Here is a 13,729-nt window from a genome sequence, read left to right on the forward strand (position 1 = left end):
GCTTACATCGGCGACAAATTAAGGAAGAAACGTTGCAGCCAGCCCATATTTTGCGCTTCGTTAATATAGCCGTTCCCGACATATTCAATCCGCGCATCCGCCACCTGTGTCGAGGGAACAGAGTTGCTGCCGCTGATGGTGCGTGGATTTACCACGCCGGAGAAGCGGATGAATTCCGTTCCCTGATTAATCGCGATCTGTTTTTCCCCCACGACGTGTAAATTGCCATTGGCCAGAACCTGATCGACGGTCACGGTCAGCGTGCCGCTAAAGGTATTGCTGGCATTCGCGCCGCCTTTACCATTAAAAGAGTTGCCGCCGGAGGCCTCCATATCCGCGCGGGAATTACCGAATAATCCCTGCAGATAACGCGGTACCGTATCAAAACCAAAGCTGGTTTTGCCGTCGCGGCTGGCATTTGCCGACGAGCTTTTACTGGCGCTGACGTTTTCCTGTAACACAATCGTGAGCGTATCGCCGATATTACGCGGTCGACGATCTTCAAAAAGCGGCTGATAGCCATAATTAATCGGCTGCGCAGACTGAAATATGGAGCCATTCGCCACCGGTACCGGGCCAGGTATCGGCTGCGCCGTGGTCGCCCCCTGCACGAGCGGTTTAGCGGGTATCCAGGCGCATCCTGTCAGCGTCGCGACCATCAGGGCCATAACTGGGTAAGCGTGAAGCGCGTATTTTTGCATTACCTTCATCTTCAAAATCAGGGAGCCGGTGGCGTATCCCCCACCGGCGGCCCCTTAGAGTTGCGTCAGTTTCTGCAGCATCTGATCGGTCGTCGATACTGCTTTACTGTTAATTTCATAGGCGCGTTGAACCTGAATCATGTTCACCAGCTCTTCCGCCACGTTAACGTTCGACGTTTCGACATACCCTTGATACAACAACCCCGCGCCGTTGAGCCCCGGCGTGCTTTCGTTCGGCGCGCCGGACGATTGCGTTTCGATATAGAGGTTCTCGCCGATGCTTTCCAGCCCGGTGTCGTTCATAAAGGTGGTCAGGTTAAGTTGCCCGACCTGAACCGGCGCGGCCTGCCCCTGCTGGGTCACGCTGACCACGCCGTCGCGGCCAATCGTGATGCTTAACGCGTTGGCCGGAATGGTGATTGCCGGCTGCACCTGAAAACCGCCCGCCGTCACCAGTTGACCATTCTGATCCACCTGGAAAGAGCCATCGCGGGTATAAGCAGACGTACCGTCCGGCAGCATGACCTGGAAAAAGCCCTGCCCTTTAATCGCCACATCTTTACTGTTGTTGGTCTGCGACAGGTTCCCCTGACTGTGCAGACGCTCCGTGGCGACCGGACGCACGCCGGTACCGATTTGCAGCCCTGAAGGCAGCGTCGTCTGCTCGGACGACTGCGCGCCCGGCTGGCGGATGGTCTGATACAACAGATCTTCAAATACCGCGCGCTGACGCTTAAAACCATTGGTGCTGACGTTTGCCAGGTTATTGGCAATCACATCCATATTGGTTTGCTGCGCGTCCAGACCGGTTTTGGCGATCCATAATGAACTGATCATAAAATGTCCTGTATTAACTCATCGACAGCAGTTGGTTAGCTCGCCCTTCGTTCTCATCTACGCTGGTGATAACCTTCATCTGCATTTCAAAACGACGTGCGTTGGCGATCATGTCGGTCATCGCTTCAACCGGCTTGACGTTACTGCCCTCCAGCACGCCCGACATAATGCGAATTGACGGGTCGGCGGCCAGTACCGCCCCGCGTTCAGCCTGTGCCTCGGCGGTAAGGCGGAATAAACCGTCATCGCTCCGCTGCACCTCATTGCCTTCCGCTTTGACCAGCTTCAGTCGCCCAACGGGCGCCACCGTGTTTGGCGGGTCGCCGGGATTGAGCGCGGAGATCGTGCCGTCTGCCGCAATGGTGATTTCCGCCCCTTCAGGAACAGTAATCGGGCCGCCTTCGCCGATAACCGGATGTCCCTGAATGGTTAACTGCCCGGTCGGACCCACCTGGATATTCCCGTTACGGGTATATCCTTCAGCGCCATCCGCCGCTTGCACTACCAGCCAGCCGTCCTGCTGTAACGCGACATCCAGCGGACGGGAGGTGTAGTCCAACTGACCCGGGGTCATATCCGCCCCGGGCGTCGACGCCGTAACCAGCGTGCGCGTTGCTAAAGAGAGGCCATCAACAGGCACCGCGCGTAACGCGTTAAGCTGCGCGCGAAAGCCCGGCGTTGAGGCATTAGCCAGGTTGCTGGCCGTTACCGCCTGCTGGTTAAGCGTCTGGCTGGCCGCCCCCATAGCGGTATAAATTGCGTGATCCATTAAGCTATCCCGTCAGGCGCTTAGCGCAGGTTAACCAGCGTATTGAGGATCTGGTCCTGAGTTTTGATGGTCTGCGCATTCGACTGGTAGTTACGCTGCGCGACGATCATATTCACCAGCTCTTTACTCAAATCCACGTTAGAGGCTTCCAGCGCGCCGTTCGTCAGCTTACCGAAGTTGCCGGAACCGGCAGTCCCCAGCAGCGCAACCCCGGAAGCCTGCGTCGCCGCCCAGACGTTATCGCCCTGGGATGCCAGACCTTCGTTGTTGGCGAAGTTAGCCAGCACAATCTGCCCCAGCACCTGCTCCTGCTCGTTGGAGTAGTTGCCAACTACGGTGCCGTCGTTGTTAATCTGGTAGCTCACCAGGTCGCCCGGCTTATAGCCGTTTTGATTGGTGGCGACGATGTTGTTAGCCCCGGTGTTCTGCTGCATGGAGTTAAGGAAGCTGAGGGAGAAGGTGGCCGCTGTCGCGCCATTAATCGTACCGGTGGTGATGTTCACCGTACCGCCAGACTCCAGAATCCCGTTTTCATTGAATTTCAGCGTAGTGGACGCCGTTGTTGGCGCAGTGGCTGCAGGATCGCTGCTGTCATGGGTGTACACAGCCCATTCATTATCTTTGGTTTTCACAAAATAGACGTTCATGTCATGGGCATTACCCTGGCTGTCATAAACGGTGACGGTGCCTTTTTTGTTATACGAGTCCGCATCACTCACGCTAAAGGGCGTTTTAGACGGTACAGGGTCCGTTGAGTTCAGGTTGATCTGCATTGACGCGGTGGTGGTCGATTTCGCCGCCATCAGCGTGTTCGGAATGGTGATCGGCGCAGGATTCGCCCCCTGCTGAATGGTCGGCGGCGTACCGGTGGCCGGATAGCCGGTCAACTGCATCCCCTGCATATTGACCAGGTTACGGTTCTCGTCCAGTTTGAACTGGCCGTTGCGGCTATAGAACACGGAACCGTTGCTGTCTACCAGGCGGAAAAAACCGTTCTGGCTAATCGCGACATCCAGCCCGCGCCCGGTGTTCGTTGTCGTACCGTCGGTAAAATCCTGGGTAATCCCCGCCACTTTTACGCCCAGCCCCACTTTGGAACCGGCGAACATATCGGCAAATGATGCCGTACCGGACTTAAAGCCATAGGTGGCGGAGTTGGCGATGTTATTACCGATAACATCAAGGTTGGTGGCCGCAGCGTTCAGGCCGCTAACCGCTTGAGAAAAAGACATGACTGACTCCTGATAAGTGTAAGGGCTTAGATTATTTGCCGAACTTCGTCGAGTGTGGTGGTGCCGTAGGTACCCAGATCCAACAGGTTGCCGTTACTGCCCTTCGTCACGCCCTGTACCAGAGCGAATTGCAGCGGCTGCGCCACCAGTTGCGTTCCGCCATTGCTGGCGGTAATCGCAATGTTGTAAGAACCATTCGGTACCGTTGTTCCGTCCGTTTGCTTACCATCCCAGGTAAAGGTGTGTACCCCGGCTCGCAACTCACCGATCTCCAGCGTCCGTACCACCCGGCCATCTTTATCGGTAATGGTTGCCGTCACTTTGTCCGCAGGCTGTTGCAATTCCACGCCAAACGGCGTCGTGGACGTCACGGCCCCTTCTTCCGCGCCTTTACCCGCCAGAATTGTGGTGCCAGGCACCATAACGCCATGTCCAATCAGCGTGGTCGCCTGTAGGGACTGACTATTATCGATTTGCCCGGAAATAGCCCCCAGCGTCGTATTCAGTTTTTCAATGCCGCTCACGGTACTGATTTGCGCCAACTGTGTCGTTAACTCATTATTTTGTAATGGGTTAGTCGGGTCCTGGTTCTTCAATTGCGCGACCAGTAAGGTCAGGAAACTGCTTTGCAGATCGGCAGCGTTGCTTCCGGTCATCGACCCGCTGCCGGTCGTCGTTTTGACGCCCGTGTTGGTCGGGTCATTCATATTTACGGCAATAGACATACGCGCCTCCTTTACTGGCCTAATGTCAGCGTTTTAAGCATCATGCTTTTTACGGTATTCAGGACTTCGATATTTGCCTGATAGCTGCGCGAGGCTGACATCGTGTTAACCATTTCGCCGACCACATCGACGTTGGGCATTTTGACGTAACCATTAGCGTCCGCCAGCGGATTGCCTGGCTCATAAACCAGCTTTTCCGGTGCCTGACTTTCAATCACGCTGGCGACCTTTACCCCGCCAGTGGCTTGACCCGGCGCGGCGTCCACCTGAAAAACCACCTGTTTGGCGCGATAAGGCTGTCCGTCCGGGCCGGTGACGCTATCCGCATTCGCCAGGTTACTGGCCGCAACGTTCAACCGCTTGGACTGCGCGGCAAGCGCCGATCCGGCAATATCAAAAATGTTTAACAGCGCCACGAATTAGTTTCCTCCCTGTAGCACATTCATCATGCCTTTGAGTTGGCTACCCAGAACGGTAAGCCCCATCTGATATTTGAGACTGTTATCCGCAAACTGCGTACGTTCCCTGTCCATATCTACGGTGTTACCATCCAAAGAAGGCTGATCGGGTACGCGGTAAAGCAGATCCACTGCGGGAGAAGAGACCGCCTGGGCGGGAATATGGTGAGAGGAAGTCAACGTTAACGCGACGCCGCCGGTTTCTTCCCGTCCACGCACCATCACCTTTTTTAACTCACTGGCAAAATCAATATCGCGCGCCTGATACCCCGGCGTATCGGCATTGGCGATATTCGCCGCTAATATTTCCTGACGTTGCGCGCGCAGATTTAGCGCTTCCTGCTGAAATCGTAAGGCGGCATCGAGCCTGTCGAGCATATCTCCTCCGCAAATGGCAAAATTCAGCCGACAGCTTAAATGCCTTCACGCGCGCGTTATCGCCGGAATAAACGCAAAATGCGTCGCTATTTATTGCGTTGATGCCTGCTTCACACGGGTAGAATCCTGTCATGACATCAACCAGGGGGAAGTACCATGCAAACGTTAAAACGAGGATTCGCCGTGGCGGCTTTGCTGTTCAGCCCCCTGACAATGGCGCAGGACATCAACGCCCAGCTGACCACGTGGTTTTCCCAGCGTCTGGCTGGCTTCAGCGACGAGGTGGTTGTCACGCTCCGTTCATCGCCCAATCTGCTACCGAGCTGCGAACAGCCAGCCTTCAGCATGACGGGCAGCGCGAAGCTGTGGGGCAACGTCAATGTGGTGGCGCGCTGCGCCAATGAAAAACGTTATTTGCAGGTGAATGTGCAAGCGACCGGCAATTATGTCGCCGTTGCCGCGCCCGTCGCGCGCGGCGGAAAATTGACGTCGGCCAACGTCACGCTAAAACGTGGCAGGCTGGATCAGTTACCGCCGCGGACGGTACTGGATATCCGTCAGATTCAGGATGCCGTCAGTTTGCGCGATCTCGCTCCCGGGCAGCCGGTACAGCTTACGATGATACGTCAGGCCTGGCGCGTCAAAGCGGGTCAACGAGTACAGGTCATCGCCAATGGCGAGGGGTTTAGCGTCAATGCGGAAGGTCAGGCGATGAATAATGCCGCCGTCGCGCAAAATGCGCGCGTGCGCATGACATCGGGTCAAATCGTGAGTGGAACCGTCGATTCTGATGGGAATATTCTTATTAACCTATAATTGTGTAAAGATTTTGTCGCGGCTGCCGATGAGATATTCAACCATGATGGTAGCTGGCCGCTACAACGTAACCCTCGATGAGGATAAATAAATGAGCATTGACCGTACCTCACCTTTGAAACCCGTTAGCACTGTCCAGACGCGCGAAACCAGCGACACGCCGGTACAAAAAACGCGTCAGGAAAAAACGTCCGCCGCGACGAGCGCCAGCGTAACGTTAAGCGACGCGCAAGCGAAGCTCATGCAGCCAGGCGTCAGCGACATTAATATGGAACGCGTCGAAGCATTAAAAACGGCTATCCGTAACGGTGAGTTAAAAATGGATACGGGAAAAATAGCAGACTCGCTCATTCGCGAGGCGCAGAGCTACTTACAGAGTAAATAAGCGTATGACTCGTTTGTCAGAAATACTTGACCAGATGACCACCGTCCTGAATGACCTGAAGACGGTGATGGACGCCGAGCAACAACAGCTTTCCGTAGGCCAGATTAACGGCAGCCAGCTACAGCGTATTACAGAAGAAAAAAGCTCGTTGCTGGCGACGCTGGATTATCTGGAACAACAGCGCCGTCTGGAGCAGAACGCGCAGCGTAGCGCAAACGATGACATTGCAGAGCGCTGGCAGGCGATTACCGAAAAAACGCAGCATCTTCGCGACCTCAACCAGCACAACGGCTGGCTGCTGGAAGGGCAAATCGAGCGTAATCAACAGGCGCTGGAGGTGCTGAAACCTCACCAGGAGCCGACCTTGTACGGGGCTGACGGTCAGACTTCCGTTTCTCACCGCGGCGGTAAAAAAATTTCTATCTAATCATTGCCGGATGGCGACGTTGCGCCTTTCCGGTCTGAATGCCTTGTAGGCCTGATAGCACAGCGCTATCAGGCACTGAATTTACGCCGTCCGGCGAACAAACTCTTTCACTTTAAAGCCCAGCACGGCAAGCGCGGCGAAATAGGCCGCGATACCCGCGATCACTACCGCCATCAAACGTAGCAAACGCCATAACATCGACCCTTGCGACCACTCCGGCATAATATGCAACACGCCGAACAATACGGCAGCCATCACCAGTACGGAAATGATCAGACGCATCAGGAACCACATCCAACCCGGTTGTGGCGTAAAGATATTCTGTTTGCGCAGTTGCCAGTACAGCAGCGACGCATTGAGACATGCCGCCAGACCAATAGAGAGCGACAGCCCGGCGTGTTTCAGCGGTCCAATAAACGCCAGGTTCATTAACTGCGTCATGATTAACGTCACTATGGCGATTTTCACCGGCGTTTTAATATCCTGGCGAGAATAGAAGCCCGGGGCCAGCACTTTTACGACGATCAAGCCAATCAGCCCCACCGAATAGGCGATTAACGCCCGCTGCGTCATCGCCGCATCAAAGGCGGTGAATTTACCGTACTGAAACAGTGAGACCGTCAGCGGCTTCGCCAGAATGCCTAACGCTACCGCGCTCGGCAACGCCAGTAAAAAGCACAAACGCAGCCCCCAGTCCATCAGGCGGCAGTACTCATCATGATTGCCGCTGGCAAAGCTTTTCGACAATGACGGCAACAGGATGGTCCCCAACGCCACGCCCAGCACGCCGGACGGGAACTCCATCAACCGATCGGCATAGTACATCCATGAGACCGAGCCGGAGGCCAGAAACGAGGCGAAAATGGTATTGATGATAAGGGAGATCTGACTGACGGAAACGCCCAAAATCGCCGGCCCCATCTGTTTGACCACCCGCATCGCCCCGGTGTCGCGAAAGTTAATGCGCGGCAGCACCAGCATACCGATCTTTTTCAAATACGGAAGTTGATACACCAGTTGCAGCACGCCGCCGACGGTGACTGCCCAGGCTAACGCCAGCACCGGCGGATTAAAGTATGGCGCGGCGAATAATGCAAAACCGATCATACTGATATTAAGAAATGTCGGCGCAAAAGCGGGAATAGAGAAGCGATTCCAGGTGTTGAGAATGGCGCCAACCAGTGAAGCCAGAGAGATCAGCAGAATATAGGGAAACGTAATCCGCAGCAGTTGCGTCGTCAGCGCGAATTTATCCGCAGTATCGGCAAAACCCGGCGCGGTTACCATAATCACCCACGGGGCGGCCAGCATACCGGCCACCGTCACGACGGCCAATGCCAGCGTCAACAGGCCGGAAACGTAAGCGACAAAGATCCGCGTCGCTTCTTCACCCTGCTTGCTCTTATATTCCGCCAGGATAGGCACAAAGGCCTGAGAAAAAGCGCCTTCGGCAAAGATCCGGCGTAGTAGATTGGGGAGTTTAAACGCCACAAAAAAGGCGTCGGTCGCCATCCCTGCGCCAAAAATTCTGGCGACAATCGCATCACGGGCAAAGCCCAACACGCGTGAAAACATAGTCATCGAGCTGACGGCAGCCAGCGATTTCAATAAATTCATTTCTTTTGTATTCCAGACCCTGGCGTAAAACTCCTGCATGGCTGATCCATCGACCGGATAACGCAACTTCTGCCGTATCCGGCTGTATCACCGCGCCTGACGGCGACGTTAAAACGTCTTATCAGGCCTTACAGACTCCCCACGGTTTGCCATTATTCACTGTGAAAAGAGGTATTATGTAGAGTGGGCATATATACCCGCCATACTTCGAGCTGCATGTGCGTTAGCTTTTCTGCAACTCGAATTATTGAGGGTATAGTACCTGGATTACGATGAATTACTACCGCCAGATGTTACAGAGGGTTATTCGCTGATGGCGTCCCGCCACAGCGCCTCCACGACGCGCTGGGCCAAAATCGCCTGCTCCCCCGCCGTTTCCGGAACCGTCTGATTTTGTACGCAGTCAATGAAATGCCGCGCGCATCCGACAAAACCACGCTGTTCAAGCGTCGTTTGCCAACTAGGAATGGGTTTGATGAGAATACCCTGCCCGCGCTCTTCGCGCCATTCACGCATATCCGTCACGTCATACAGCCCGCCGTCGGTGACGGCCTGGACCGATTCACGCTGACTTCCGGCGCGCCGGTGCATACTGGTGGTAATTTGTAGTTTGTCGGCGGAAAAATGATGTTCCGCATAGCACATTTCGCCGGACTCGCTGGTGAGCAACGTGCCGCTGGCAAGGCGCGCCTCGCCGCCCGCCAGCCACAGAGCGGTATCCACAACATGCAGATAGTCATCGAGCAAAGTAAAACGTAAGTCGTGCGGCCCGACGCTATCGGTACGATGTTTATCCATACGCAGTGACGCCGCAGTGCCGAGGCGCGTCTTCAGTTCGCGGTACAGAGGCGCGAAACGGCGATTAAAGCCAACCATCAGCGTCAATTTTTTTTGCGCCGCCAGCGCCACCAGCCGTTCGGCATCACGTAGATTTTCCGCCAGCGGTTTATCCACGCAAACATGGACGCCGGCGTTGAGAAGTTCGCTGACCACGGCATAATGGCTTGCGGTACTGGAGTGGACGAAGACCGCATCGCAGCCGGACGCTAAATTCGCCAGCGAATCCACATACGGTATGCGCCAGCTTTCGCAGATACGTAAGGCTTTATCCCGCGAAGGAGACCAGGCGCCCTGTAACGTCCATCCGGCGGTGTTGGTTAATACCGGCAGCCAGGCCTTCTGCGCAATACCGCCTAACCCGACAATGCCAATCCGTAATGTTCTCACATTACTCTCCCAGGTGAGCTAACAAAGAATCCAGCCGCTGCTTTAACTCCGCCACTTCGCTTTCCAGCGCTTCGACGCGCGACTGAAGATCGCCCGACGCACTTTCCGGCGCAGACGTCTGGAGAGACAGTTCATCGACGTCGCCGCAAAAAAGGTGCATATAGCGGCTTTCGCGCTTACCCGGTTCACGCGCCAGACGGACGACATACGGGCCGTCCTCACGACTGGCAAGCCGTTCCAGCGTGGATTCAACTTCCGCCATATCGCTGAATTCATGCATCCGCGACGCCCGGCTACGCAACTCGCCGGGCGTTTGCGCGCCACGCAGCAGCAGCGTAGTGACGAGCGCCACTTCCGCCGCGCTAAGTTTCAGATCGCCAAATTCGGAATTACAGAAACGCTGTTCATATTTGGTGACGCGGTTGCCAAACCCGCTGACCGTACGCAAAAAGTGGCGTTTCACCAGGTTATCGAGCTGTTCTTGTACCTCTTGTTCCGTCAGGTTCATCACCGGTTCACGGTTGGTTTTCTGATTACAGGCTGTCACCACGCCGTTGACGGAAAGCGGATACTGTTCCGGCGTTGTCACCTGCTTTTCCAGCAGACAGCCAATCACTCGCGCTTCAGTGGCGGTTAATTCATATTTCATCGTTTTCTCCCTTTGCCTCTCATTCCGTAAGCCGCTCAACGCCCCGGCGTCCATAACGGCGTGGTTAACGCCGTCAGGACATGGTCGCGCCATTGTCCATCAATCAACAGGTAATCTTTCGCATAGCCTTCTTTTTCAAAGCCAAGCCGCGCCAGCAACGCGCCGCTACGTTTGTTGTGCGGCATATAGTTCGCCATGATACGGTGGATATGCTGAGTGCGCTGCATATAGCGAATCGCAGCGGTTAAGGCTTCAAACATCAGCCCTTGCCCCTGCCACTTCTGCGCAATGGAATAGCCCAGATAACAGGCATGAAAAGAACCGCGCACCACATTGGAAAAATTCGCCACGCCGATAATTTCTTTTTCTTCCGGATCAAGTAGCGCGAAATAGAAGGCGGAGCCCTGTTTGTGAAATTCACCGATCATTCCCAGACGCGCCTGCCATCCTGAAGGATAACAATGACTTTCATCACGGACCGGTTCCCAGGGTTTTAAAAAATGACGATTTTCCGCGTAATAATCGGCCAGACGCCAGGCATCACGCTCATGCACTAAACGTACCACCAGACGATCGGTGGTTAAGCGCACTTTTGGCACGTTACTACGATAGCCAAACATTCTATACCTACTCCTTCCTGTAACGTCTTCAGCACGCCAGTAACATTACTATACCTGCGCAACCAGGCTCTGTGAAAAGCGCAAATCGTCATTTTTTGAATTGCTGCCACATTTTGATGAAAACTCTCGATTAAAAAGGACTTTTGATAAAAAAATATTGTCCCGCTAACGGTAGGAAAAAACGAAACGCCGCCGCAGAATAGAAGACGCTCATCTTTTATTTCCCGGGAGGGGAAATGTCGCGCGTCTCGCAGGCGAGGAACCTGGGTAAATATTTTCTTCTCATCGATAACATGTTAGTGGTGCTGGGTTTTTTCGTCGTCTTCCCGCTCATCTCTATTCGCTTTGTCGATCAAATGGGGTGGGCTGCCGTAATGGTAGGGATCGCGCTCGGCCTGCGCCAGTTTATTCAACAAGGTCTGGGCATTTTTGGCGGCGCCATCGCCGATCGCTTTGGCGCGAAACCGATGATTGTCACCGGTATGCTGATGCGCGCCGCAGGCTTTGCCACCATGGGTATCGCGCATGAGCCCTGGCTCTTGTGGTTTTCCTGCTTTCTTTCCGGTCTCGGCGGTACGCTTTTCGACCCGCCGCGTTCAGCGCTGGTGGTCAAATTAATTCGTCCGGAGCAACGGGGCCGCTTCTTCTCTCTGTTGATGATGCAGGACAGCGCGGGCGCGGTGATTGGCGCGCTGCTGGGAAGCTGGTTGCTACAATACGATTTTCGCCTGGTCTGCGCGACGGGCGCTATTTTGTTCATATTATGCGCCCTTTTCAATGCATGGCTGCTTCCGGCCTGGAAGCTATCAACGGTCAGAACGCCGGTGCGTGAAGGAATGCGCCGCGTCATGAGCGATAAAAGGTTTGTCACCTACGTGCTGACGCTGGCGGGCTACTATATGCTGGCGGTACAGGTCATGTTAATGCTACCGATTATGGTAAACGATATCGCCGGTTCGCCTGCTGCCGTGAAATGGATGTACGCTATTGAGGCGTATCTCTCGCTAACGTTGCTCTACCCGATTGCCCGCTGGAGCGAAAAGCGTTTTCGGCTGGAGCATCGGCTGATGGCCGGTTTGCTCGTCATGTCGCTGAGCATGCTCCCCATCGGGATGGTGGGCAATTTACAGCAGCTTTTTACGCTTATTTGCGCTTTCTACATCGGCTCGGTTATCGCCGAACCGGCGCGCGAAACGCTTAGCGCGTCGCTCGCGGACGCGAGAGCGCGGGGAAGCTATATGGGCTTTAGCCGTCTGGGATTAGCCATTGGCGGCGCGATTGGTTATATCGGCGGCGGCTGGTTGTTTGATATGGGGAAAGCGCTTGCGCAGCCTGAACTACCGTGGATGATGCTCGGTATTATCGGTTTCATCACCTTTTTGGCTTTAGGCTGGCAATTTAGTCATAAACGCACGCCGCGCCGGATGCTGGAACCCGGCGCCTGATTTGATACCTGTCGCTATCTCCTCCATACTGGTCAGATACCGACAGTCAAATGGAGGAGAAACGTGAAGCTTTATATTTACGATCATTGCCCTTTCTGCGTTAAAGCCCGCATGATTTTCGGCCTGAAGAACATCCCCGTTGAACTTAACGTGTTACAAAATGACGATGAGGCGACGCCCACCCGGATGATTGGTCAAAAGATGGTGCCCATCCTGCAAAAAGATGATAGTCGCTACCTTCCTGAAAGTATGGATATTGTACATTATGTCGACAACCTCGACGGCAAACCACTGTTAACCGGGAAACGCAATCCAGCCATTGAAGAGTGGTTGCGCAAAGTTAACGGTTACGTTAATCAGCTACTGCTGCCGCGGTTTGCAAAATCCGCTTTCGATGAATTTTCTACCCCTGCGGCGCGCCAGTATTTTATCCGCAAAAAAGAAGCCTCATCTGGCAGTTTTGACAACCATCTTGCGCACTCTGCCGGACTGATTAAAAAGATCGGCGATGATTTACGTTTGCTGGATAAACTCATCGTACAGCCTAACGCCGTTAACGGCGAATTATCGGAAGATGATATTCATCTATTTCCGCTTCTGCGTAATCTGACGCTGGTCGCCGGTATCCACTGGCCGACAAAAGTCGCGGACTATCGCGATAATATGGCGAAGCAGACGCAAATTAATTTACTCTCCTCAATGGCTATCTAACGCCCGCCAGGCGGCAACCCTTTCTTGCCGCCTTTTTCAGCTTTTTCTAGCGGCGCCATGTCCGCTGGCGCGACATGCTGCTTTGTGTCAAGATTAGGGCACAGGCAACATGCTAAGGAACGCCATGAAAAAGTTTTTTTTTGCCGCTGCGCTGGTAGTTAGCGGCCTGTTAGTGGGTTGTAATCAACTTACGCAATACACCATTAGCGAACAAGAAATCAATCAAGCGCTTGAAAAACGGAATAATTTCTCAAAAGATATTGGTCTGCCCGGCATTGCCGACGCGCATATCGTATTGACTAATCTTGTCAGCCAGATTGGTCGGGAAGAACCTAATAAAGTCACCCTTACTGGCGATGCCAGGCTGGATATGAATTCCCTGTTTGGCAGTCAAAAAGCGACGATGAAACTCAAGCTAAAAGCCCTGCCGGTCTTTGATAAAGAAAAAGGCGCCATCTATCTTCAGGAGATGGAAGTAGTAGACGCCACCGTGACGCCGGAGAAAATGCAATCAGTGCTACAAACGCTCCTGCCCTATTTAAATCAGTCTTTACGTAGCTACTTTAACCAGCGGCCCGCTTACGTGTTGCGTGAGGACAGCAGTAAAGGCGAAGCGTTAGCGAAGAAACTCGCGAAAGGCATTGAAGTTAAACCTGGTGAAATCGTTATTCCTTTCACCAATTGATTTCGGAGGGCGCGCTCGCGCCCTTTTTTTTACGTGCAAACGAAAAC

At 54.2% G+C, this 13,729-nt stretch carries 17 protein-coding genes; 6 read left to right on the forward strand and 11 right to left on the reverse strand.

Annotated elements, in window-relative coordinates:
- Positions 1 to 2 precede the first annotated feature (2 nt).
- The 7 genes from flgH to flgB are packed head-to-tail and all read right to left on the reverse strand — an operon-like array spanning position 3 to position 5,100.
- Positions 3 to 701: a flagellar basal body L-ring protein FlgH gene (gene flgH, locus HV477_RS03505; protein ID WP_001174897.1), complete on the reverse strand. Its 699-nt coding sequence runs from the start codon at positions 699 to 701 to the stop codon at positions 3 to 5.
- Positions 702 to 755: 54 nt separating this feature from the next.
- Positions 756 to 1,538, reverse strand: coding sequence for a flagellar basal-body rod protein FlgG (gene flgG / locus HV477_RS03510; RefSeq protein WP_000625851.1), 783 nt, complete (start codon positions 1,536 to 1,538; stop codon positions 756 to 758).
- A 13-nt stretch (positions 1,539 to 1,551) separates the two neighbouring features.
- On the reverse strand, positions 1,552 to 2,307 hold the full coding sequence (locus HV477_RS03515) for a flagellar basal body rod protein FlgF (protein WP_000349276.1): 756 nt from the start codon (positions 2,305 to 2,307) through the stop codon (positions 1,552 to 1,554).
- A 20-nt stretch (positions 2,308 to 2,327) separates the two neighbouring features.
- Positions 2,328 to 3,539 carry a flagellar hook protein FlgE gene (flgE, locus tag HV477_RS03520; protein WP_000010567.1) on the reverse strand — a complete coding sequence of 404 codons (1,212 nt, stop codon included), beginning with the start codon at positions 3,537 to 3,539 and terminating at the stop codon, positions 2,328 to 2,330.
- A 26-nt stretch (positions 3,540 to 3,565) separates the two neighbouring features.
- On the reverse strand, positions 3,566 to 4,264 hold the full coding sequence (flgD, locus tag HV477_RS03525; RefSeq protein ID WP_000020450.1) for a flagellar hook assembly protein FlgD: 699 nt from the start codon (positions 4,262 to 4,264) through the stop codon (positions 3,566 to 3,568).
- A gap of 11 nt (positions 4,265 to 4,275) precedes the next feature.
- Complete coding sequence (flgC, locus tag HV477_RS03530) at positions 4,276 to 4,680, reverse strand: flagellar basal body rod protein FlgC (RefSeq protein ID WP_001196448.1); 405 nt, start codon at positions 4,678 to 4,680, stop codon at positions 4,276 to 4,278.
- Positions 4,681 to 4,683: 3 nt separating this feature from the next.
- Positions 4,684 to 5,100 (reverse strand): flagellar basal body rod protein FlgB, encoded by a 417-nt coding sequence (gene flgB, locus HV477_RS03535; protein ID WP_000887043.1) that lies wholly within the window; start codon positions 5,098 to 5,100, stop codon positions 4,684 to 4,686.
- Positions 5,101 to 5,256: 156 nt separating this feature from the next.
- Between flgB and flgA the strand changes: the two genes are divergently transcribed.
- The 3 genes from flgA (at position 5,257) to flgN (ending at position 6,728) form a co-directional block, all read left to right on the forward strand.
- Positions 5,257 to 5,916 carry a flagellar basal body P-ring formation chaperone FlgA gene (flgA, locus tag HV477_RS03540; RefSeq protein WP_001194088.1) on the forward strand — a complete coding sequence of 220 codons (660 nt, stop codon included), beginning with the start codon at positions 5,257 to 5,259 and terminating at the stop codon, positions 5,914 to 5,916.
- Positions 5,917 to 6,007: 91 nt separating this feature from the next.
- Positions 6,008 to 6,301: a flagellar biosynthesis anti-sigma factor FlgM gene (gene flgM / locus HV477_RS03545; RefSeq protein WP_000020893.1), complete on the forward strand. Its 294-nt coding sequence runs from the start codon at positions 6,008 to 6,010 to the stop codon at positions 6,299 to 6,301.
- Between the two features lie 4 nt (positions 6,302 to 6,305).
- Positions 6,306 to 6,728, forward strand: a complete 423-nt coding sequence (gene flgN / locus HV477_RS03550) for a flagella biosynthesis chaperone FlgN (protein ID WP_000197547.1) — start codon at positions 6,306 to 6,308, stop codon at positions 6,726 to 6,728.
- 81 nt (positions 6,729 to 6,809) lie between these two features.
- Here the strand turns inward: flgN and murJ are convergent, their stop codons facing one another.
- The 4 genes from murJ to rimJ form a co-directional block, all read right to left on the reverse strand.
- Positions 6,810 to 8,345 (reverse strand): murein biosynthesis integral membrane protein MurJ, encoded by a 1,536-nt coding sequence (gene murJ, locus HV477_RS03555; protein ID WP_001537775.1) that lies wholly within the window; start codon positions 8,343 to 8,345, stop codon positions 6,810 to 6,812.
- A 303-nt stretch (positions 8,346 to 8,648) separates the two neighbouring features.
- On the reverse strand, positions 8,649 to 9,572 hold the full coding sequence (locus tag HV477_RS03560) for a Gfo/Idh/MocA family protein (protein WP_001259729.1): 924 nt from the start codon (positions 9,570 to 9,572) through the stop codon (positions 8,649 to 8,651).
- Between the two features lies 1 nt (position 9,573).
- Positions 9,574 to 10,221, reverse strand: a complete 648-nt coding sequence (locus HV477_RS03565) for a YceH family protein (protein ID WP_000873047.1) — start codon at positions 10,219 to 10,221, stop codon at positions 9,574 to 9,576.
- 35 nt (positions 10,222 to 10,256) lie between these two features.
- On the reverse strand, positions 10,257 to 10,841 hold the full coding sequence (rimJ, locus tag HV477_RS03570) for a ribosomal protein S5-alanine N-acetyltransferase (protein ID WP_000468204.1): 585 nt from the start codon (positions 10,839 to 10,841) through the stop codon (positions 10,257 to 10,259).
- A gap of 236 nt (positions 10,842 to 11,077) precedes the next feature.
- Here rimJ and mdtH point away from each other — a divergent pair, with 236 nt between their 5' ends.
- The 3 genes from mdtH to HV477_RS03585 all read left to right on the forward strand — a co-directional run bounded on the left by mdtH (position 11,078) and on the right by HV477_RS03585 (position 13,682).
- Complete coding sequence (gene mdtH / locus HV477_RS03575; protein WP_079899167.1) at positions 11,078 to 12,286, forward strand: multidrug efflux MFS transporter MdtH; 1,209 nt, start codon at positions 11,078 to 11,080, stop codon at positions 12,284 to 12,286.
- Between the two features lie 63 nt (positions 12,287 to 12,349).
- The gene (gene grxB / locus HV477_RS03580; RefSeq protein WP_000780893.1) at positions 12,350 to 12,997 is read left to right on the forward strand and encodes a glutaredoxin 2; all 648 of its coding nucleotides are present in this window, start codon (positions 12,350 to 12,352) and stop codon (positions 12,995 to 12,997) included.
- A 124-nt stretch (positions 12,998 to 13,121) separates the two neighbouring features.
- Entirely contained in the window at positions 13,122 to 13,682 is a 561-nt protein-coding gene (locus tag HV477_RS03585) for a lipoprotein (protein ID WP_000713057.1), read from the forward strand.
- Positions 13,683 to 13,729: the final 47 nt, after the last annotated feature.

Source organism: Salmonella sp. SG203 (assembly GCF_013350575.1).
Taxonomy (GTDB): Bacteria; Pseudomonadota; Gammaproteobacteria; order Enterobacterales; family Enterobacteriaceae; genus Salmonella; species Salmonella enterica.

Coding starts and splice junctions, on each gene's coding strand:
- flgH (WP_001174897.1), bottom strand. CDS start 701: ATGCAAAAATACGCGCTTCACGCTTACCCAGTTATGGCCCTGATGGTC.
- flgG (WP_000625851.1), bottom strand. CDS start 1,538: ATGATCAGTTCATTATGGATCGCCAAAACCGGTCTGGACGCGCAGCAA.
- HV477_RS03515 (WP_000349276.1), bottom strand. CDS start 2,307: ATGGATCACGCAATTTATACCGCTATGGGGGCGGCCAGCCAGACGCTT.
- flgE (WP_000010567.1), bottom strand. CDS start 3,539: ATGTCTTTTTCTCAAGCGGTTAGCGGCCTGAACGCTGCGGCCACCAAC.
- flgD (WP_000020450.1), bottom strand. CDS start 4,264: ATGTCTATTGCCGTAAATATGAATGACCCGACCAACACGGGCGTCAAA.
- flgB (WP_000887043.1), bottom strand. CDS start 5,100: ATGCTCGACAGGCTCGATGCCGCCTTACGATTTCAGCAGGAAGCGCTA.
- flgA (WP_001194088.1), top strand. CDS start 5,257: ATGCAAACGTTAAAACGAGGATTCGCCGTGGCGGCTTTGCTGTTCAGC.
- flgM (WP_000020893.1), top strand. CDS start 6,008: ATGAGCATTGACCGTACCTCACCTTTGAAACCCGTTAGCACTGTCCAG.
- flgN (WP_000197547.1), top strand. CDS start 6,306: ATGACTCGTTTGTCAGAAATACTTGACCAGATGACCACCGTCCTGAAT.
- murJ (WP_001537775.1), bottom strand. CDS start 8,345: ATGAATTTATTGAAATCGCTGGCTGCCGTCAGCTCGATGACTATGTTT.
- HV477_RS03565 (WP_000873047.1), bottom strand. CDS start 10,221: ATGAAATATGAATTAACCGCCACTGAAGCGCGAGTGATTGGCTGTCTG.
- rimJ (WP_000468204.1), bottom strand. CDS start 10,841: ATGTTTGGCTATCGTAGTAACGTGCCAAAAGTGCGCTTAACCACCGAT.
- mdtH (WP_079899167.1), top strand. CDS start 11,078: ATGTCGCGCGTCTCGCAGGCGAGGAACCTGGGTAAATATTTTCTTCTC.
- HV477_RS03585 (WP_000713057.1), top strand. CDS start 13,122: ATGAAAAAGTTTTTTTTTGCCGCTGCGCTGGTAGTTAGCGGCCTGTTA.